The organism is Yoonia sp. 67-2, assembly GCF_035117555.1.
Classification (GTDB): Bacteria; Pseudomonadota; Alphaproteobacteria; order Rhodobacterales; family Rhodobacteraceae; genus Yoonia.
Genome location: NZ_JAYKPK010000006.1, coordinates 62,010 through 81,135, shown reverse-complemented (window position 1 = coordinate 81,135; position 19,126 = coordinate 62,010). Strand labels below are relative to the sequence as shown.

Here is a 19,126-nt window from a genome sequence, read left to right as displayed (position 1 = left end):
CGTTGGCGTCACTATAACGGCACATCCTGCCGCAGGTCCCGGGCAAAGTATTGCTGGATTTGCTGCATGATCTGATCGGCATGGGCGCGCGCCAGACGGTCGCTGAGTTCAATGTCGCGGGCCGCGATGGCGGCGATGATCGCCTCGTGTTCGTCGGCATATTCTTGCGGCAGCCGATCGTTGAAGGATTGGTAATAAAGTCGCAACAGACGCCGCCCCTCATCCAGAAGCCGCAGGAACAGCGTGGTATAATATGGATTGCGCCCGGCTTCGGCGATGGCGGCGTGAAAGTCGCGGTTGGTCGCGATCATGCCCAGAGCGTCCTGCGCTTTCACCGCAGCGGCAAAATCAGCCTGAAGCGCGCGGATCCGGTCAAGATCAGCGGGGTGGTGATATTGCGCTGCCCCCCGGCTGGTAATCCGATACATCAATGTGATCGCGTCGAAGAACGTGTGCAGGTTCAGAAAGTCGATATTCGACACCATGGTCGAGCGGTTGGGAAGTGTTTCGACCAGTCCTTCACCGGCCAGCCGCACCAGCGCTTCGCGGATCGGGGTGCGTGACATGCCGAACCGTTCGGCAAGCTGCACTTCGTCAATCGGGCTGCCGGGGGCGAGAATCAGGTTCAGGATTTCATCGCGGAGCGATTCATAGACCAGCTTGACCCCTGATCCGCGTTTGCGTTCCGGGGCGGTGTCAGGCGTGGCTTCGGTCATGGCGATATCCTTCCTCGGTCAGAACTTTGTGTCGACAGGGGGATACGGTGGTTCGCCGTGCGAATCAATCACCCGCCGCTTGCGTCAGGTAATCGCCTCCAGCCCCAGTTCCAGCATCCGGTCCAGCTGATCCGCTTCGGCCTGGGTCAGTGTCACACCATCCACCATGGCGCTGGCCCGTTCGGCAAACCGCCGGGCCGACGGCAGCCGCGCCCCTTGACCGGTGATTGCGTCAAAGAGAACCTCGGCCCGGGAAAAGGGGTCGCCGGGTCGCCCAGCGGCGAAAGCTTCGGGCGACAGGGCGATGATCAACTCGCCATGGAACGGGGCCAGCATGGTGCTGCCGATCTGATCGAGCACTTCGGGGCTGGTCAGATCGCCGATCATCACGCCAGCCAGCAATTCGATCATCGTCCCGATGGCCGATCCCTTATGCCCACCAAAAGGCAGCATAGCACCGGCGAGTGCTGCGACCGGATCATCGGTGGGTTGGCCTGCTGTATCAATCGCCCAGCCTGCGGGGACAGGTTTCCCGGCACGGCGCAAAAGTTCGATCTCGCCCCGCGCGGCGACTGAGGTGGCGAAGTCGAACACATAGGGTTGCCCTGACGGGCGCGGCCAGCCGAAGGCCAGCGGATTCGTTCCCAAGAGCGGCTTTGTGCCGCCGGTCGGGGCGACGCTGGCATAGCTGGGGCACATCACCAGACCGGCCAACCCATGGGCGGTGATCGCCTCGACCTCGGGCCAGAGCGCGGAAAAATGCGTGCAATCATTCACCACCATGGCCGCCAGACCCAGATCGCGGGCGCGATCTGCGAGCAGTGGCAGGCCCAGTTCGAACGCCGGGCTGGAAAAGCCGCGCTTTGCATTCACCCGGATGATTGCCTTGCCGTCATCAGGTTGCAGCACCGGCAGCGCAGTGCCGTCAACCATGCCCGCCTTGAGCGTGCGCAGCACACCTTCGATCCGGTAGATGCCGTGCGACTTGCAGCCGTCACGCTCGCCCGCTGTGATGACACGGCCCAGCGCCTCAGCCTGCAGCGTGTTCATCCCGGCGCGGCGCAGGATCGCCACGGTTCGTGTTTGCAGGGCTTCGATGGGCAGAGTCAGGGACATGGCGACAAACCTTTTTGGACAAGGAGGAGATTGCTTGACCATTTGCATACTATTTGTATACAAAAAGCAAGGCATCTGGCGCGCCTTTGACGGGTGGCCGTTGATCGTGCCCAAAGTCATAATGAAAAGGACGCCAGATGGAATTTCATCCGACAGGGAAGCATCTCATCGCCGGTAACTGGGTCACCGGTGCTGCAGTCTTTGCTTCGACGCCCGCCCATGGTCCGGCGCATAACTATGCCGTTGGCACTGCTGACCTCGTGGACCACGCCTGTCAGGCCGCTGAACAGGCATTCTGGTCTTATGGCTATGCCAGCCCTGCCACACATGCCGGTTTTCTGCGCGCCATCGCGGACGAAATCGAGGCCCGCGCGGAGGCGATCACCCAGATCGGCACGCAGGAAACCGGCCTGCCTGCGGCACGGCTGAACGGTGAACGCGGGCGCACCACTGGTCAGTTGCGGCTGTTTGCCGATCACATTGAAAAAGGCGATTTCCTTGATCGCCGTCATGACGCCGCCCTGCCTGACCGGCAGCCTGCCCCGCGCCCGGAATTGCGGATGATGCAGCGGCCTATCGGCCCGGTGGCCGTCTTCGGTGCGTCGAATTTTCCGCTGGCCTTTTCCACCGCCGGTGGCGACACCGCCGCAGCGCTGGCTGCGGGTTGCCCCGTCGTGGTCAAAGGCCATTCCGCCCATCCCGGCACGGGCGAGATTGTGGCACAAGCGATCCACGCCGCGATCAGCCGGACCGGCGTGCATCCGGGTGTGTTCAGCCTGATTCAAGGCGGCGACCGCAGCGTCGGCGCGGCATTGGTGACCCATCCGCTGATCCGCGCGGTGGGCTTTACCGGCAGTCTGGGGGGTGGCCGTGCGCTGTTCAACCTCTGCGCTGCACGCCCGGAACCGATCCCGTTCTTTGGCGAGCTTGGCAGCGTGAACCCGATGTTCCTGCTGCCCGCCGCCATGGCAACACGTGCCGACGCGCTGGGCGCGGATTGGGCGGCATCGCTTTGCATGGGGGCAGGGCAGTTCTGCACCAATCCCGGTATTGCCATTGTGCTGGATGGTGCCGATGCGGATGATTTCACCGCCAGCGCCAAAGCTGCGCTGGAAAAAACTGCGCCGCAAGTCATGCTGACCGATGGTATTGCGCAGGCCTATCAGGCAGGCCAGCGGCGCTTTGCCGATCATCCCGGCGTGATGGCTTTGGTGACGACGACATCCGAAGGGCGCCTCGCACAGCCCAATCTGTTCCAGACCTCTGCCGCCAGATTCCTGTCGGATCATGATCTGGGGGAAGAAGTGTTCGGCCCGCTTGGCCTGATTGTCCGCGCCGGATCTGTCGATGAAATGGATCAGCTGGCGCGTGGCTTATCCGGGCAATTGACTGTGACCCTGCATATGGACGATGCCGACCTGCCTGCCGCACAGCGCCTGCTGCCGGTGCTGGAACGCAAGGCCGGGCGCATCCTTGTCAACGGCTTTCCCACTGGGGTCGAGGTCGTCGATTCGATGGTCCATGGCGGGCCCTACCCGGCGAGCACGAATTTCGGCGCAACGTCGGTCGGGACATTGTCGATCCGCAGGTTCCTGCGCCCGGTCTGCTATCAGAACCTGCCCGCAGACTTGCTGCCCGAGGCATTTAATTCCTAATAAAAACAATAGGGCGCCCCGATCGGGCGCCCAGCACCAACACCATGAAATTCACACTTGTATATTTTTTGTATATTATGTTTGATTTGATCAGTCGGAAGCAGAATACTGCCGTGACACCACACCATCCACACAGGGAGATAACGATGAAAACGACGATTTTTGCGATTGGCCTGATGGCCGCCACGGGGGCTGCTGCCCCCGCCTTTGCTGACAAGCTGGACGATATCATTGGTTCCGGCACTTTGCGCTGCGCTGTCGTGCTGGACTTTCCGCCGATGGGGTCGCGCGATGCCGATAACAACCCGATCGGCTTTGACGTCGATTATTGCAACGATCTGGCCGCTGCCTTGGGCGTCGAGGCTGAGATTGTCGAAACCACCTTCCCCGAGCGTATCCCCGCCCTGATGTCGAACCGTGTGGATGTGGCTGTCGCCTCGACCTCGGACACACTGGAACGTGCCAAGACGGTAGGTTTCTCGATCCCCTATTACGCCTTTGAAAACGCTGTCGTCGCCAATGAAGGCGTCGAAATGGCGACTTGGGAAGACATGAAGGGCAAGACTGTCGGCGCGACCGCCGGCACTTACGAGGCGATCTGGCTGGAAGAGCAGGTCACGACCTGGGGTGAAGGCGAATTCCGCCCTTACCAGAACCAGGCCGACGTGTTCCTCGCGCTGAGTCAGGGCCAGTTGGACGCGACCGTTTCCACCGTGGAAGTGGCCGAAGCAAATGTCGCATCGGGCAATTTCCCCGGCCTGCGGATCGTCGACAAGGCGCCTATGGTGCCCGATTATGTCGGATTGATCACCCTGCGTGAAGAATATGGCCTGATCAATTACATGGACCTGTTCATCAACCAGCAGGTCCGTACCGGCCGCTATGCCGAGCTTTATGCCAAATGGGTGGGTGAAGGTGAGCCTGCCGACTTGACGATCCCCGGCGTTTACCGCTGATCTAAACAGATCCGGGGCGCGCTGTTGCGCCCCGGTTTTCCGCCGGGGGTGTGATGTTCAATTATAATTTCCGCTGGGCGCAGGCGCTTGATTCTCTGCCGCGCATGCTCGAAGGCGCGCTGATCACGCTGGAGGTCGCGCTGCTGTCGATGGTAATCGGCATTTGCATCGCCATGGTGCTGACGATGTTCCGCCTGTCCGGCAGCCGCATCCTGTCGGCCATAGCGACCACATGGGTTGAAATTGCGCGTAATACGCCCGCTTTGTTCCAGATCTATATGGTGCATTTCGGGCTGGGTAGTTTCGGCATCCATCTGTCGCCCTATCTGTCGCTGCTGATCGGCATCGCCTTCAACAACGCAGGCTATCTGGCCGAGAATTTCCGTGGCGCGCTGAAAGGTATCCCCGATACGCAAACCCGTTCTGCCCGGTCACTTGGCATGACGCCGGTGCAATCGTTCCGTTATGTCGTGATGCCACAGATGCTGCGGATCTCGTTCCTGCCGATGACCAATCAGATGGTCTGGGCGATCCTGATGACCTCGCTTGGCACGGTGGTTGCGATGAATACTGACCTTTATGGGGTCACCTCTGACCTGAACGCCCGCACTTTCCGTACGTTTGAACTGTTCGCGATTGCCGCCGTGATCTTTTACGTGATTACCAAAACCGTCACCCTATCTGCCCGCCTGCTGGCGGCGCGGCTGTTCCGTTACTGAAGGGGGCGCGCGATGTTTGACACGGCTTTAACCACCAATGATCTGATCTTTCTGGCCAAAGGTGCCGGGATGACGCTGATCGTCACCGCGATCTCGGTCTTTTTCGGCACCATTCTGGGCGTGATCTTTGGCGTGTTCCGCTATCAGGTCGGCCCTTGGTGGGCGGCACCTTTGACCTTTGTGCTGGATATCTTCCGCTCGATCCCTTTGTTGATCCAACTGGTGTTGGCCAATGCCTTTATCACCACCGTGCTGGGGATCCGGGTGTCGGGCTTTACCATCGCCTGCGGGGTGCTGTCGCTTTACACCGCCGCCTATTGCGCCGAAATCGTGCGCGGCGGGATCGAGGCGGTGCCATCCACCCTGCGCCGCGCGGCCCGTTCATTGGGCATGACATGGCGTCAGGATATGACCAGCGTGACGATGCCTTTGGCGGCACGGATCGCGCTGCCATCATGGATCGGGCTGGCGCTGGGCGTGATGAAGGACAGCGCGCTGGTTTATGTCGTGCAGGTCGTGGAACTGCTGAAATCCGCCCAGATCCTGATCACCCGCCTGCAAGAACCATTGTTCCTGCTGATGATCTGCGGGTTGTTCTATTTCCTCATTTCCTTCCCCGTCGCACGGTTCGGCGGTTATCTTGAAAAGAAGTGGTCCAATGATTGAGATCGAAAACGTCCGCAAATCCTTTGGAGCGCTTGAGGTTCTCAAAGGCATCGACCTGACTGTCGCCAAGGGCGAGGTGCTGACCGTCATCGGCGGCTCTGGCTCGGGCAAATCCACCTTGCTGACCTGTATCAACGGGCTGGAACCCATTGATCAGGGCCGCATTCTGGTCGACGGGGTCGAGGTGCATGCCAAGGCCACCAACCTCAACCAATTGCGCCGCAAGATCGGGATCGTGTTCCAACAATATAACGCCTTTCCGCATCTGACCGTGCTGGAAAATGTCATGCTGGCGCAGCGCAAGGTGCTGGGCCGGCCCAAGGATCAGGCCGAGGCCGAGGCGGTGCGGCAGTTAAGCCATGTGGGGCTGGGCGATAAACTGGGCGTCTACCCCACCCGCCTGTCGGGTGGCCAGCAGCAGCGCATGGCAATTGCCCGCGCTTTGGCGATGTCGCCTGATTATATGCTGTTTGACGAGGTCACTTCGGCCCTCGACCCTCAGTTGGTCGGCGAGGTGCTGGACACATTGCGCCTGCTCGCATCCGAAGGCATGACGATGATCTGCGTCACGCATGAGATGAAATTCGCGCGCGAAGTCTCCGACCGCGTCGCTTTCTTCCATCAGGGCGTGATGGTGGAAATTGCACCACCTGCCCAATTTTTCGACACGCCCGAAAGCCCGGAATTACGAAACTTTCTGGCAGCGACCCACTGATCATGCCCCATGTGATCGTGATCGGTGCCGGGGTGATCGGCCTGTCCGCCGCTTTGGCGCTACAGGCGCGCGGGATGCAGGTAACCGTGCTGGACCGCGAAGGGCCAGCCGCCGGGGCATCCGCCGGGAATGCCGGGGCTTTTGCCTTCAGCGATATCCTGCCGCTGGCCTCACCCGGTATTCTGCGCAAGGCGCCGCGCTGGCTGTTGGACCCTTTGGGGCCTTTGTCGGTGCCGCCGCGCTATGCTTTGCAGATTGCGCCATGGATGTTCCATTTCTGGCGCGCTTGCCAGCCATCCCGCGTGGCGCAATCGACCAAGGCACAGACCCTGCTGATGGATCTGTCCAAGGCCGAGCTTGAACCGTTTCTGGCCGCCACCGGCACGGCGCATATGCTGCGCAAGGATGGCAATTTGCAGGTCTATGAATCGCAATCAGAGTTTGACGCCGCTCTGCCCGGCTGGCAGGCCCGCGCTGATCATGGCATTGATTTCCGCCACATGAGCGCCGCTGAAATGGCACTGATCCAGCCCGGTCTTGCGCCGCGTTTCACCCATGGCACCTTTACGCCAGGCTGGTATTCCATCGCCGATCCGCGGCTTTACGTGCTGGCACTGGCCGAAAAGTTCCGCGCGCAGGGCGGGGTGATTGAGACTGCACAGGTCACCGCGCTGACGGCCAGTGCCGATGGCGTGACGGTGACAGCGCAGGGCCGCACATGGTCCGCCGATCATGCTGTGCTGGCTGCTGGGGCATTTTCGCGCGATCTGGCGCGCGGGCTGGGTGACAGGATCCCGCTGGAAACTGAACGCGGCTATAACACCACCCTGCCGCCCGGTGCCTTTGATCTGCGCACGCAGGTTACTTTCGGCGGCCATGGGTTTGTCGTCAGCAGCCTGTCCACCGGCATCCGCGTCGGTGGTGCTGTGGAAATGGGCGGGCTGCATCTGCCGCCGAATTACAAACGCGCCGAGGCGATGCTGACCAAGGCGCGCGCCTTTCTACCCGGCCTTGACAGCCAAGGTGGCACGCAATGGATGGGGTTCCGTCCTTCGCTGCCCGACAGCCTGCCTGCGATTGGGGCCTCGCGCGCGTCGCAAAGGGTGATCTATGCGTTCGGCCACGGTCATCTGGGCTTGACCCAATCGCCCGGCACCGCGAGGCTTGTGGCGGATCTGATCACCGGCGCGGCACCGGCCATTGACCCACAACATTTCTCACCGCAAAGGTTCTGACATGGCCAATCACACGTTTTCCTGCCTTGATGGGCATACTTGCGGCAATCCGGTGCGGCTTGTCTCTGGCGGCGGCCCGCTGCTGGAAGGGGCGACCATGCTGGACAAGCGCGCCCATTTCCTGCGCGATTTCGACTGGATCCGCACCGGGCTCATGTTCGAGCCGCGCGGCCATGACATGATGTCGGGATCGATCCTTTATCCGCCGACCCGGCCCGATTGCGAAGTCGGCGTGTTGTTCATCGAAACCTCGGGCTGTCTGCCGATGTGCGGCCATGGCACGATTGGCACGATCACCATGGCGCTGGAAAACGGGCTGATCACGCCGCGCGTTCCGGGGCAATTGTCCATCGACACACCAGCCGGCAAGGTCGATATCACCTATCGGCAAGAGGGTCGCTTTGTCGAAGAGGTCCGCCTGACCAATGTCCCCGGTTTCCTGTTCGCCGAAGGTCTGACGGCGCAGGTCGAAGGTCTGGGCGAGATCACTGTCGATGTCGCCTATGGCGGCAATTTCTATGCCATCGTCGATCCGCAGCCCAATTTCCGCGATATCGCGGATCATACCGCCGGTCAGTTGATTGGCTGGTCCCCCGCCCTGCGCCGGGCGCTGAACGAGAAATACGATTTCGTGCATCCCGAACATCCGCAGATCAACGGGTTGAGCCATATCCTGTGGACCGGTGCTGCGACGCAACCCGGCGCGCATGGCCGCAATGCGGTGTTTTACGGCGATAAAGCGATTGACCGCAGCCCCTGCGGCACCGGCACCTCGGCCCGGATGGCGCAGTTATCGGCCAAGGGGCAATTGCACACGGGCGATGAATTCTGGCATGAAAGCATCATCGGGTCGATCTTCAAAGGCCGGGTCGAGGCGGAAACGACTGTCGCGGGCAAACCCGCGATTATCCCGTCGATTGGTGGCTGGGCGCGGCAGACCGGGATCAACACGATCTTTATCGATGATCGCGATCCTTATGCGCATGGGTTTGTCGTCAAGTGAGTGCTATGGCGATCCTGCCCGGCAGCGCGCAAGGCCCGGTCATTGCCACGACCGAACCGCTCAGCTTTTGGGGCGGGATTGACCCGGCTACCGCGACGGTGATCGATGTGCATCACCCTTTGCATGGGCGTTGTCTGAGTGGGGCAATTGTCTTGATGCCATCGACACGCGGGTCCTGCACCGGGTCGGGCGTCCTGCTCGATATGGCGCTGAACGGGCGCGCGCCCGCAGCGCTGGTGTTTAGCGAGGCCGAAGATGTCGTCACCCTTGGCGCGCTGATCGCAGCCGAGATGTTCGGCAAAGTGCTGCCAGTGCTGCGCCTTGATCCGCAGGATTTTGCCGCCCTCGCGGCAGAGGCGGAAGCGCAGATCACCCCCGATGCGATCCTTGCGGGCAATCTGCGCCTGAAGGTCCAGCCGCTGCCTGACAGCATGCTCGCACTGACCGAGGCTGACCAATCCATGCTGGCAGGGGACGCAGGTGCTGCCCCGCAACTCGCCATGCGCATCCTGACGCGGATGGCCGCAGCGCAGGGCGCCACCAGCCTGATCGACGTGACGCAAGGCCATATCGATGGTTGCATCTATGCCAGCCCCGCCAATCTGACCTTTGCGCAGGCCATGGCCGATCTGGGCGCAAAGGTGCGGATCCCGACGACGATGAACGCGATCTCCGTCGATCATCAAAACTGGCGCGCACAGGGCGTGCCGGATTTGTTCGGCGGCCCGGCCCAACGGCTGGCCGATGCCTATACCAGCATGGGTTGCCAGCCGAGTTTCACCTGCGCGCCCTATCTGCTCGATTCTGCCCCGGCGCAGGGTGACCTGATCGCATGGTCGGAATCCAATGCGGTGATCTATGCCAATTCGGTGCTGGGCGCGCGCACGGCCAAGCACCCCGATTTCCTTGATCTCTGTATCGCTTTGACCGGGCGCGCGCCGCTGACTGGCGTCTATCTGGATGCCAACCGCGCCGCGCAACGGGTGCTGTCCATCGATCTGCCCACCGAGATCGACGACGCCTTCTGGCCGCTGATCGGCTGGCTGGCAGGAAAGATGTCGCCCGACCGCATCCCCGTGCTGCGGGGGTTAGCGCAGGCGGCCCCGTCGCCTGACGACCTTAAGGCACTCTGCGCTGCATTTGGCACGACATCAGCAGCGCCCATGCTGCATGTCGCAGGTGTCACGCCCGAGGCGGATCGTTTGTCGCCGAAAGCCGATCACCGGACCATCACCCGGTCCGACATGGCCGAAGCATGGCATAGCCTGAATGCGGGACCAGAGGCGGTTGATCTGATCGCCATCGGCAGCCCGCATGCGTCCTCGTCCGAGTGCCGCGCCTTGGCCGCTGCGCTTGGCGGTCGCCACGTCGCAATCCCCACCATCGTCACCGCCGGGCGCAAGGTGATCGCTGATGCACAGGCCTGCGGCACGCTGGGTCAGTTGCAAGCCGCAGGCGTGCAGGTGATCCCCGATCTGTGCTGGTGCTCGATCTCGGAACCTGTGTTTCCCGTTTCCACGCAAACTGTGATGACCAATTCCGGCAAATATGCCCATTACGGGCCGGGGCTTAGCGGTCGGCAATTGCGCTTTGGCAGCTTGGCCGCTTGCGCTCAGGCCGCAACGACCGGCCACGCCCCCAAGATATTACCGCACTGGCTGGAGACCTGAATGCGTAGCAGCAAAACCATCCACGTCATTTCCGCCCATGCCGAAGGTGAGGTCGGCGATGTGATTGTCGGCGGCGTCGCGCCGCCACCGGGGGACACCTTATGGGAACAATCGCGCTGGATTGCGCGTGACAATACCTTACGCAATTTTGTGCTGAACGAACCGCGCGGCGGGGTCTTTCGCCATGTGAACCTGCTGGTGCCGCCGAAAGACCCGCAGGCCGATGCCGCCTTTATCATCATGGAGCCCGAGGATACGCCGCCGATGTCCGGCTCGAACTCGATCTGTGTGGCAACCGTGCTGCTGGATAGCGGCATCATCCCGATGCAGGAACCGGAAACCCATCTGGTGCTGGAGGCACCGGGAGGGTTGGTGCGCGTGCGCGCCCTATGCCGCGATGGCAAGGCAGAGCGGATCTTCGTGCAGAACCTGCCCAGCTTCGCCGCGCGTCTGGATGCGGAACTTGAGGTTGAGGGGCTTGGCACCTTGCGTGTCGACACCGCCTATGGCGGCGACAGTTTTGTCTGCGTCGACGCCGCTGCGCTGGGCTTTGCCCTGGGTGCGGATGAGGCGCATGAGATCGCCCGCCTCGGTGTGCGGATCACCGCAGCGGCAAATGAACAGCTTGGCTTTCATCACCCCGGCAACCCCGATTGGCGGCATATTTCATTCTGCCTTTTCGCAGGGCCTGTCACGCGCGCCAGGCGTGAATTGCGCGCCGGTGCCGCAGTCGCGATCCGGCCCGGCAAGGTCGACCGTTCGCCCACTGGCACCGCGCTGTCGGCACGTATGGCGCTGCTGCATGCGCGCGGGCAAATGGGGGTGGATGACAGGCTGACGGCTGTGTCGCTGATCGGGTCAACCTTCGCAGGGCGGATCTTAGGCGAGACTATGGTCGGCAGCCAACCCGCGATCCTGCCAGAGATTTCGGGACGCGGCTGGATCACTGGTGTGCATCAGCACATGCTCGACCCGTCCGACCCTTGGCCCGAAGGCTATCGGCTAAGTGACACCTGGGGTGCGAAATAGGGGGGCATTGAAGCCCCCCACCTCATTCAGAGTGCTGCACCGATTTCGCGCAGACGCGCGATCACCGGCGCTTTGGGCTGCCAGATCTTGTCGAATTCGGTGATCAGCATCTCGCGGTCTGCGGCGGCGACTTCGTTCATCACGATACCCGTGTCGGCGAGGTTCTGGATCAGGCCCGATTCTTCGCTGACGATGCTGTTGCTTTGCGTTTCAAGCGCTGCATTGACGGCATCAGCGATCAAGGCGCGGTCGTCTTCCGGCATCGCCTGCCAGTTCCGGCCAGAAGCGACGACAGCGGCAGGCATGAACAACGCATTCATCCGCAGGATGCTTTTCGACACTTGATCAAATCGCTGGTTCCAGGAAAATTCCAGATCCGCCTCCAGCCCGTCGACCTGTCCGTTGGCCATGGCGTCATAGACCTGCGGTGTCGGGATCGGTGTCGGGGCGGCACCCAACAGCTGATAGAAATCACGGTAAACCGGGGTCGGGTTGATCCGCAGTTTCATACCGTTCATATCCTCCACCGTCACTATCTCGCGCGACGAAAACACGGCGCGCATGCCGGTGATGGCCCAGCCCAGTCCGATGGTTCCGGTCTCGGCCGGCAGTACGTCGAACATCGCCAGCACTTCGGGATGGCGCATCAGTTCGGCAGCTTTCTCGGTCGAATCGACCAGATAAGGCGCATTGATCGCCGCCAGATGATCAGAGCGTGATCCAAGTTCGGCTGCCTGAATGATCCCCATATCCAGCGCACCGGATTGCAATTGCTGCATCATCGCGGCTTCATTGCCGAGCTGACCCGCATGAAACACGGTCATCGACAGGCGGCCATCGGTCTGCGTCTGGATCATCTCGGCCAGATCAAGCGCGGCATCGTTCCATGAATGGCCGGTGGGGGTAATCAGCCCCAGCCGCAATTCGCGGGTCTGCGCCCGTGCGATCATCGGGCTGGTCAGGGCAAAGGCGGTGCTGGTTGCCAATATCTGGCGACGTGAAAACTTGGTCATCTGTGGCTCCTTGTTGGTTGCGCTGATATGATTGGACCGCCAACGGGCTTAGCGCGACAGCACCGTCGACAAGACTGGAAAGACCGACAAAAGCACGAGGATCGTGACAATCACCGCAAAGAACGGCAGCGTCACGATGAACAGCCGCAGGGGTTTCACCCCTGTCACCGCCGCCCCGATGTAAAGGCAAAGGCCCACCGGCGGCGTCATGAAACCCAGCACCAGATTGAGCACGACAACCACGCCGAAATGGAAGGGATCAATGCCGTAAACCTCGGTTGCGATAGGCAACAGGATCGGCACGGTCATGATCAGCGCCGGTGCGCCATCGACGACTGTGCCGATGAAGAGCAAAATGACATTGACCAACAGCATGAAGGTCAGCGGATCATGCGCTACGGTCTGAATCCATGCGCCGATCTGCTGTGGCACACGGCCATAGGTCAACACCCAGGAAAACACGCCTGCTGCCGCCACCAGAAACAGGATGATCGCCGAATAGCAAGCCGCGCGCATGAAGATACGAGGCAGCGCCGCAAAGCTCAGATCGCCGATCCAGAACCGCCCGACCACAAAGGCGGCGAGAACACCGACAGCCGCTGCCTCGGTCGGGTTGGCCAGACCGGTCATGATCGATCCGACGATCACCAGCGGGATCAGCAGTGTCGGCAATCCATCGATGATGGCCCGACCGCGCTGTGCCATGGATTGCGGCGGACTGACCGGATAGGGATAGAACAGGCCCAGGATGGCGATCAGGACGATAAAGGACCCCGCGATCATCAGCCCCGGCACGATGCCTGATAACAACATATCCCCGACCGAGATTTGCGCCAGCACGCTATAGACCACGAACATGATCGAGGGCGGCACAATCGGCCCCAGAATACCCGCATAGATCGTCAGCCCGGCGGCAAAATCGCGGCGGTAGCCTTGGCGTTCCATCTCAGGCACCATGACGCGCGACATCACGGCGACCTGCGACGCGGCGGAGCCCATGATCGAGGCCACGAACATATTGGCGATCAGATTGACATAGGCGAGCCCGCCCTTGACCGAGCCGATAAAGGCCATCGCCATGCGTACGATCCGTGCGGTGATACCGCCTTCGTTCATCAGATCGCCAACCAGAATGAACAAGGGGATCGCGATCAGACCGTAGCTGCCGACGCTGTCGAACATCTGCGTGGGATAGGAGGCAAACAATACCGTGTTATCGGTGCTGTACAGAAACACGATGGCGGCCACGCACAGGCAGATGCCAATCGGTGCGCCGATGATCATCGCCAGAAAAAGAACTGCTCCCGTGCCCATCAGACGCTCGCCTCCTCAAAGCCGGAGATGGCGGTGTGATCGCAACCCCAGATTTCCTCAATCAGGCTGGCGATGCCGTGCAGCATCATGGTGATCGCGAAGATCGGGATCACGCACATCACCGCCCAGCGTGGCCAGCCCAGTGTCATCGTCGTTTCGGTGTAGACAAAGTTGAACGTCGCACCGGCAAAAGCACGACCGTCAAACCCGGCTTTGGCGATGCCCACAGGGTCAAGCCAGAGCCAGCACATCCAGGCCAGCGCAAAGCCAAACAGCACCACCAGGGCAATCCCGCCAATCCGCACCACCGCCCCGAGCCGTAACGGCACGGCCCCCGCCAGAAATGTGATCGCAAAGTCGAGCCGGAGCCGTGACATCGCCGAGGCGCCGATGAACCCGAGCCAGACCATCGCGATGACAGCCAGCTCATCAATCCAATATATCGGCATACCAGCATAACGGGTCACCACATTGGTCAGGATCACGCAAAGCAGAACCGCGAGCAGCAGCGCTGCCAACCGCAATTCGATGAAGAGGACCGCGTTTGAAAAGGTGATCCAGCCTCGCGCGGCACGTGGTGGCTGATGTGACGCTGCATCCATCGCTTGCTCCTTGTAAACAATATGTGTTCAGGCGTAGCTCGGTCTCAGTATGCAATCTATATCATCTGTAAATTTTTTATGTCGACATAAAAGTTGACCGTAACAGTCCTTTGATGAAAATTTATGCGGTTATCACCGTGTCTGGTCGGCGACGTTCAAAGAACCCGCGTTCCTTTTGCCTTGTTTCCCATCGGTGGCCGGGTTTATCCCCGGTGACACGCGGTCCCTATGCGAAGGATCACCATTGCCCATGACCAAAGCTGACTTTTCCGTCGCCTTCCATATCGGTGCGCATAAGACGGCAACATCGCATTTGCAGCGCTCTGTCGAGGCGCGGGCCGAAGCGCTTTTTGCCGCGGGCACGGCCTATCTCGGGCCGGACCATCTGCGATTGCCGGGGCAATCGGTCGCAGCGCTGTTCGGCTTGAAGCCGGGCCGCCCCGGCCTGTCCGACCTGATCGCCACGCTGCGTCAGAGCGTGCAGCGGCTGGCACTGAGCGAAGAAAACTTTATCGGACCGCTGAACAGCCCGCACCGCAAAACCGTAATCCGGCGCTATCCCGACGCTGCTGCGCGCGTCGATGCTGTCGCGCAGGCGCTGGGGCAAAAGATCGATGTCTTGCTGGGGATCCGGCGCCCGACGGGCTTTATCAACTCGGCCTATTGCCAGCAATTGATGGGCGGGCATGTTGTCCGCATGGCGCAGTACCGCCAGACAAATCCGCCCGAGGCGGTTGATTGGGCTGGAATGGTGGCCCGTCTGCGGGCGATGCCGGGGGTCGGGCGGCTGATCATCTGGTGCCATGAGGATTACTCTGTGCATTTCGACAGGATCTGCGTTGATTTACTGGGGCGGCCGTCCCAGATGGTCACGCCGCTGGACGGACGTATCCATGCCGGGCTGTCCGCTGCCGCCGTTGCCGAGGTGTTGCACCGCCATACATTGGGCGGACGCGGCGATCTTGGGATCACGGCACGCGGCCTTTTGCCGGTCGAGGATGGCTATCCGGCCTTTGACGGCTTCACGCCCGCCGAACATGCGGCAGGCGATGCCGCCTATCTGGACCAGATTGCCGCGATCGCCGGGATGGCGGGCGTCACCCTGCTTGATCCGCTATGGGCCGCAGATAGTATGCGGGCTTGAAGTCAACCGGGCAAAGCCGTATGTCCGCCGAAGTTTCGATAAAGGAAAGCGCCGATGGCTATCGCCAATCCTGTGAAGTTCATTCAAGAAGTCCGCGCCGAAGTGGCCAAGGTCGTCTGGCCGACCCGCCGTGAAGTCGTGCTGACCACCATCATGGTGTTCATCCTTGCTGCTTTGGCGGCTGTCTTCTTTTCGCTGGTCGATTTCCTGATCCGCATGGGTCTGTCCGGCGTGCTGGGCTATTTCGGCGGCTGAGGCGCTTTGGCCCTTATTCTGCCCCGCCCCTCTTGAAAACAGGCGGTGGGGGCTGTAATGGCAACCAACTTCGGAAATATGGCGTGCGGCGAATCGAGTTGCGCGCCGCTTTTATTTTCGACACCGGCGCAGGCGTCGGATCAATTTGAACCAGGGATCGTAAAGGTCTCGTGACGACAAGGTGCTCTGACAGATGGCTAAACGCTGGTATTCGGTAAGCGTTCTTTCGAACTTCGAAAAGAAGATCGCAGAGGCAATCCGCGCGAAAGCGGAAGAAAAAGGCTTGTCCGACCAGATTGACGAAGTCTTGGTGCCGACCGAAGAAGTGATCGAGGTCCGTCGCAACAAAAAGGTGACGACTGAACGCCGTTTCATGCCCGGCTATGTGCTGGTGCATATGGAAATGTCGGATGAAGGCTATCACCTGATCAACTCGATCAACCGCGTCACCGGGTTTCTGGGGCCGCAAGGCCGCCCGATGCCGATGCGCGATGCCGAAGTGCAGGCCATCCTTGGCCGTGTTCAGGAAGGCGAGGACAGTCCACGCACCCTGATCCATTTCGAGATCGGCGAGAAAGTCAAAGTCAACGACGGCCCGTTCGAGGATTTCGATGGCTTGGTCGAATATGTCGACGAAGAGCATCAGCGCCTCAAGGTGACGGTGTCGATCTTTGGCCGGGCTACCCCGGTCGAACTGGAATTCACGCAGGTTTCCAAACAGTAACTTTGCGTGTTCAGACGTGGGAGCCGCGAGGCGAACCACGGCATAACCGCCCCAATCGGGGCAATGTAGGGTGGGTAACAGCCCACCGCTGAAAAGGAGAGGCCAATGGCCAAGAAAGTAGTCGGCATGCTCAAGCTGCAAGTTGCAGCAGGCAATGCCAAACCAAGCCCGCCCGTCGGTCCCGCATTGGGTCAGCGCGGCATCAACATCATGGAATTCTGCAAGGCGTTCAACGCCAAGACAGCCGACATGGAAAAAGATGCCCCTTGCCCGACCGTGATCACCTATTACGCCGACAAGTCCTTCACCTTCGAGATCAAGACGCCACCAGCGTCTTATTACATCAAGAAGGCTGCAAAGCTGTCGTCCGGGTCCAAGACCCCCGGCCGTGCTTCTGCTGGGTCGATCACCGCCAAGCAAGTGCGCGAGATCGCCGAAGCGAAGATGAAAGACCTCAATGCGACATCCATTGAAGGTGCAATGCAGATCATCATGGGCTCTGCCCGGTCGATGGGCGTGGAGGTCAAGTAATGGCAAAATATGGTAAGCGCACTATCGCAGCCCGCGCCGCATTCGAAGGCAAGTCCAATGTGACTGTCGCCGAAGCTGTTTCCTTGCTGAAAGGCAATGCCAACGCGAAATTCGATGAAACCATCGAAATTTCCATGCAGCTGGGTGTTGACCCGCGCCACGCCGACCAGATGGTCCGCGGCACGGTCACTCTGCCCAACGGCACCGGCAAAACCGTTCGCGTCGCTGTTTTCGCTCGTGGCGACAAGGCTGACGAAGCCAAGGCAGCTGGCGCAGATATCGTCGGCGCAGAAGACCTGATGGAATCCATTCAGGGTGGCACGATTGATTTTGACCGTTGCATCGCGACACCTGACATGATGGCCATCGTCGGCCGTCTCGGCAAAGTACTGGGTCCACGTAACCTGATGCCAAACCCACGCGTCGGCACCGTGACCATGGATGTCAAAGAAGCTGTTGAAGCTGCCAAAGGCGGTCAGGTTCAATTCAAAGCTGAAAAGGCTGGCGTTGTGCATGCCGGGATCGGCAAAGCATCTTTCACAGCTGAACAGCTGGAACAGAACATGCTGGCTTTTGTGGATGCCGTCGGTAAGGCGCGTCCATCGGGCGCCAAAGGCACCTATATGAAAAAGATCGCCGTCAGCTCGACAATGGGCCCAGGCGTGACGGTTGACGTGGCCTCTGCCACCGGCAACTGATCACCTCACAGATCATTGATCGCGCGGCAGGCCGTCATGGCCTGCCGTTTGCGTTTCTGCCCTTGGCAAACGGGGTCACAGACGATAACCACAAACGCAGGCCCGAAAGATTGATTCGTTCGGGCCTTTATTCGTCCGAGACGGTGGGTTGATCGCAAGATCGTTAATTCCTGCCTGAGACGGGATAGACCAGAATTTTTCGAGGCTCTCCTCGGTTCAACTTGGCTCGCCCCGTTTACGTGGACACCGACTGTCGGGTGGTCCGCCGCCCGGCAAAAACGAGAGCCGGTGTCAGACTATCTGGCACCTAAATTGGAGTGAAACTGTGGATAGAGCACAAAAAGAACAATTGGTCGATGAACTCGGCCAGATCTTTGAAAGCTCTGGCGTTGTAGTGGTCGCCCACTACGAAGGCATGACAGTTGCTGAAATGCAGGACCTGCGGGCGCGTATGCGCGATGCCGGTGGGGCCGTGCGCGTTGCCAAGAACAAGCTCGCTAAAATCGCCCTGGAAGGCAAGCCATGCGCAAGCATCGGTGATTACCTGATGGGGATGACTGTTCTCGCTTATTCCGAAGATCCTGTCGCTGCGGCGAAAGTGATCGACGCTTATGCCAAGACGAACGAAAAACTGATCGTTCTTGGCGGGGCAATGGGTGAGACAGCATTGGATCCAGCCGGTGTGAAAGCCGTTGCCGGGATGCCAAGCCGCGAGGAGCTTATCGCTTCCATCGTGGGTTGCATCGCAGCACCTGCCGCAAACATCGCCGGGGCCATTGGCGCGCCTGCTTCGAACATCGCGAGCATTCTTTCGACCATCGAAGAGAAAGCTGCGTAAAGCATCTGAATTGACTTGGGGTTTTCGCCTCACGTTGGAACACACTTAAAACGAACGGAAAGCATAAAATGGCTGATCTGAAAAAACTGGCTGAAGAGATTGTTGGTCTGACCCTTCTCGAAGCACAAGAACTGAAAACCATCCTGAAGGATGAATACGGCATCGAGCCCGCTGCTGGCGGCGCTGTGATGATGGCTGGTCCTGCTGCTGGTGCAGCAGAAGCTGCCGAAGAAAAGACCGAATTTGACGTCGTCCTGAAAGACGCCGGCGCACAGAAGATCAACGTGATCAAAGAAGTGCGCGGCATCACCGGTCTGGGCCTGAAAGAAGCCAAGGATCTGGTCGAAGCTGGCGGCAAGGTCAAAGAAGGCGCTTCCAAAGCCGAAGCCGACGAAATCAAAGCCAAGCTGGAAGCAGCTGGCGCGACCGTCGAACTGGCGTAAGGCGGGGTTATCCCCGCCCTACGGTGGCAATGATCATCGTGGGCGTTCAAAAACGGCTGGATGCGCAAATCGCGCGTCCAGCCA

21 protein-coding genes are annotated in these 19,126 nt (G+C 60.4%); 16 read left to right on the top strand and 5 right to left on the bottom strand.

The window, feature by feature from the left end; all coding sequences use genetic code 11:
• Positions 1 to 11 precede the first annotated feature (11 nt).
• Together VOY09_RS11325 and VOY09_RS11320 are read right to left on the bottom strand one after the other, a co-directional pair.
• The gene (locus VOY09_RS11325) at positions 12 to 716 is read right to left on the bottom strand and encodes a GntR family transcriptional regulator (RefSeq protein ID WP_322896062.1); all 705 of its coding nucleotides are present in this window, start codon (positions 714 to 716) and stop codon (positions 12 to 14) included.
• Positions 717 to 800: 84 nt separating this feature from the next.
• Positions 801 to 1,832 carry an Ldh family oxidoreductase gene (locus VOY09_RS11320; protein ID WP_322896060.1) on the bottom strand — a complete coding sequence of 344 codons (1,032 nt, stop codon included), beginning with the start codon at positions 1,830 to 1,832 and terminating at the stop codon, positions 801 to 803.
• A gap of 137 nt (positions 1,833 to 1,969) precedes the next feature.
• Between VOY09_RS11320 and VOY09_RS11315 the strand changes: the two genes are divergently transcribed.
• The 9 genes from VOY09_RS11315 (at position 1,970) to VOY09_RS11275 (ending at position 11,480) form a co-directional block, all read left to right on the top strand.
• On the top strand, positions 1,970 to 3,487 hold the full coding sequence (locus VOY09_RS11315) for an aldehyde dehydrogenase (NADP(+)) (RefSeq protein WP_322896058.1): 1,518 nt from the start codon (positions 1,970 to 1,972) through the stop codon (positions 3,485 to 3,487).
• Between the two features lie 146 nt (positions 3,488 to 3,633).
• Entirely contained in the window at positions 3,634 to 4,443 is an 810-nt protein-coding gene (locus VOY09_RS11310; RefSeq protein ID WP_322896057.1) for a transporter substrate-binding domain-containing protein, read from the top strand.
• Between the two features lie 53 nt (positions 4,444 to 4,496).
• Entirely contained in the window at positions 4,497 to 5,162 is a 666-nt protein-coding gene (locus VOY09_RS11305) for an amino acid ABC transporter permease (protein WP_322896054.1), read from the top strand.
• Positions 5,163 to 5,174: 12 nt separating this feature from the next.
• Entirely contained in the window at positions 5,175 to 5,828 is a 654-nt protein-coding gene (locus VOY09_RS11300; RefSeq protein ID WP_322896052.1) for an amino acid ABC transporter permease, read from the top strand.
• Complete coding sequence (locus tag VOY09_RS11295; RefSeq protein WP_322896050.1) at positions 5,821 to 6,543, top strand: amino acid ABC transporter ATP-binding protein; 723 nt, start codon at positions 5,821 to 5,823, stop codon at positions 6,541 to 6,543. The genes VOY09_RS11300 and VOY09_RS11295 overlap by 8 nt, the downstream gene beginning before the upstream one ends.
• A 2-nt stretch (positions 6,544 to 6,545) precedes the next feature.
• Positions 6,546 to 7,778: an NAD(P)/FAD-dependent oxidoreductase gene (locus VOY09_RS11290; RefSeq protein ID WP_322896049.1), complete on the top strand. Its 1,233-nt coding sequence runs from the start codon at positions 6,546 to 6,548 to the stop codon at positions 7,776 to 7,778.
• 1 nt (position 7,779) lies between these two features.
• The gene (locus VOY09_RS11285; RefSeq protein WP_322896047.1) at positions 7,780 to 8,781 is read left to right on the top strand and encodes a 4-hydroxyproline epimerase; all 1,002 of its coding nucleotides are present in this window, start codon (positions 7,780 to 7,782) and stop codon (positions 8,779 to 8,781) included.
• 5 nt (positions 8,782 to 8,786) lie between these two features.
• Complete coding sequence (locus tag VOY09_RS11280) at positions 8,787 to 10,451, top strand: aconitase family protein (protein ID WP_322896045.1); 1,665 nt, start codon at positions 8,787 to 8,789, stop codon at positions 10,449 to 10,451.
• Positions 10,452 to 11,480: a trans-3-hydroxy-L-proline dehydratase gene (locus VOY09_RS11275; protein ID WP_322896043.1), complete on the top strand. Its 1,029-nt coding sequence runs from the start codon at positions 10,452 to 10,454 to the stop codon at positions 11,478 to 11,480.
• A gap of 26 nt (positions 11,481 to 11,506) precedes the next feature.
• Here VOY09_RS11275 and VOY09_RS11270 read toward each other — a convergent pair whose 3' ends face one another.
• From VOY09_RS11270 to VOY09_RS11260, 3 genes are read right to left on the bottom strand one after another with little or no spacing between them, the layout of a single operon-like run.
• Complete coding sequence (locus tag VOY09_RS11270; protein ID WP_322896041.1) at positions 11,507 to 12,493, bottom strand: TRAP transporter substrate-binding protein; 987 nt, start codon at positions 12,491 to 12,493, stop codon at positions 11,507 to 11,509.
• Between the two features lie 48 nt (positions 12,494 to 12,541).
• Positions 12,542 to 13,807: a TRAP transporter large permease gene (locus tag VOY09_RS11265; RefSeq protein WP_322896039.1), complete on the bottom strand. Its 1,266-nt coding sequence runs from the start codon at positions 13,805 to 13,807 to the stop codon at positions 12,542 to 12,544.
• A complete protein-coding gene (locus VOY09_RS11260; protein ID WP_322896036.1) occupies positions 13,807 to 14,409 on the bottom strand; it encodes a TRAP transporter small permease in 603 nt (200 codons plus the stop codon). Before VOY09_RS11260 ends, VOY09_RS11265 begins: the two co-directional genes overlap by 1 nt.
• Positions 14,410 to 14,659: 250 nt before the next feature.
• Here VOY09_RS11260 and VOY09_RS11255 point away from each other — a divergent pair, with 250 nt between their 5' ends.
• The 7 genes from VOY09_RS11255 (at position 14,660) to rplL (ending at position 19,042) form a co-directional block, all read left to right on the top strand.
• Positions 14,660 to 15,553, top strand: coding sequence for a hypothetical protein (locus tag VOY09_RS11255; protein WP_322896034.1), 894 nt, complete (start codon positions 14,660 to 14,662; stop codon positions 15,551 to 15,553).
• Between the two features lie 54 nt (positions 15,554 to 15,607).
• Positions 15,608 to 15,808: a preprotein translocase subunit SecE gene (gene secE, locus VOY09_RS11250; RefSeq protein WP_322896033.1), complete on the top strand. Its 201-nt coding sequence runs from the start codon at positions 15,608 to 15,610 to the stop codon at positions 15,806 to 15,808.
• Positions 15,809 to 16,001: 193 nt separating this feature from the next.
• Positions 16,002 to 16,532 (top strand): transcription termination/antitermination protein NusG, encoded by a 531-nt coding sequence (gene nusG / locus VOY09_RS11245; protein WP_322896031.1) that lies wholly within the window; start codon positions 16,002 to 16,004, stop codon positions 16,530 to 16,532.
• 105 nt (positions 16,533 to 16,637) lie between these two features.
• The gene (gene rplK, locus VOY09_RS11240; RefSeq protein ID WP_322896029.1) at positions 16,638 to 17,063 is read left to right on the top strand and encodes a 50S ribosomal protein L11; all 426 of its coding nucleotides are present in this window, start codon (positions 16,638 to 16,640) and stop codon (positions 17,061 to 17,063) included.
• Positions 17,063 to 17,761, top strand: coding sequence for a 50S ribosomal protein L1 (gene rplA, locus VOY09_RS11235; RefSeq protein WP_322896027.1), 699 nt, complete (start codon positions 17,063 to 17,065; stop codon positions 17,759 to 17,761). Before rplK ends, rplA begins: the two co-directional genes overlap by 1 nt.
• Positions 17,762 to 18,086: 325 nt before the next feature.
• Positions 18,087 to 18,599 (top strand): 50S ribosomal protein L10, encoded by a 513-nt coding sequence (gene rplJ / locus VOY09_RS11230; protein WP_322896025.1) that lies wholly within the window; start codon positions 18,087 to 18,089, stop codon positions 18,597 to 18,599.
• 68 nt (positions 18,600 to 18,667) lie between these two features.
• A complete protein-coding gene (rplL, locus tag VOY09_RS11225) occupies positions 18,668 to 19,042 on the top strand; it encodes a 50S ribosomal protein L7/L12 (RefSeq protein WP_322896023.1) in 375 nt (124 codons plus the stop codon).
• The last annotated feature ends 84 nt before the right edge of the window (positions 19,043 to 19,126 follow it).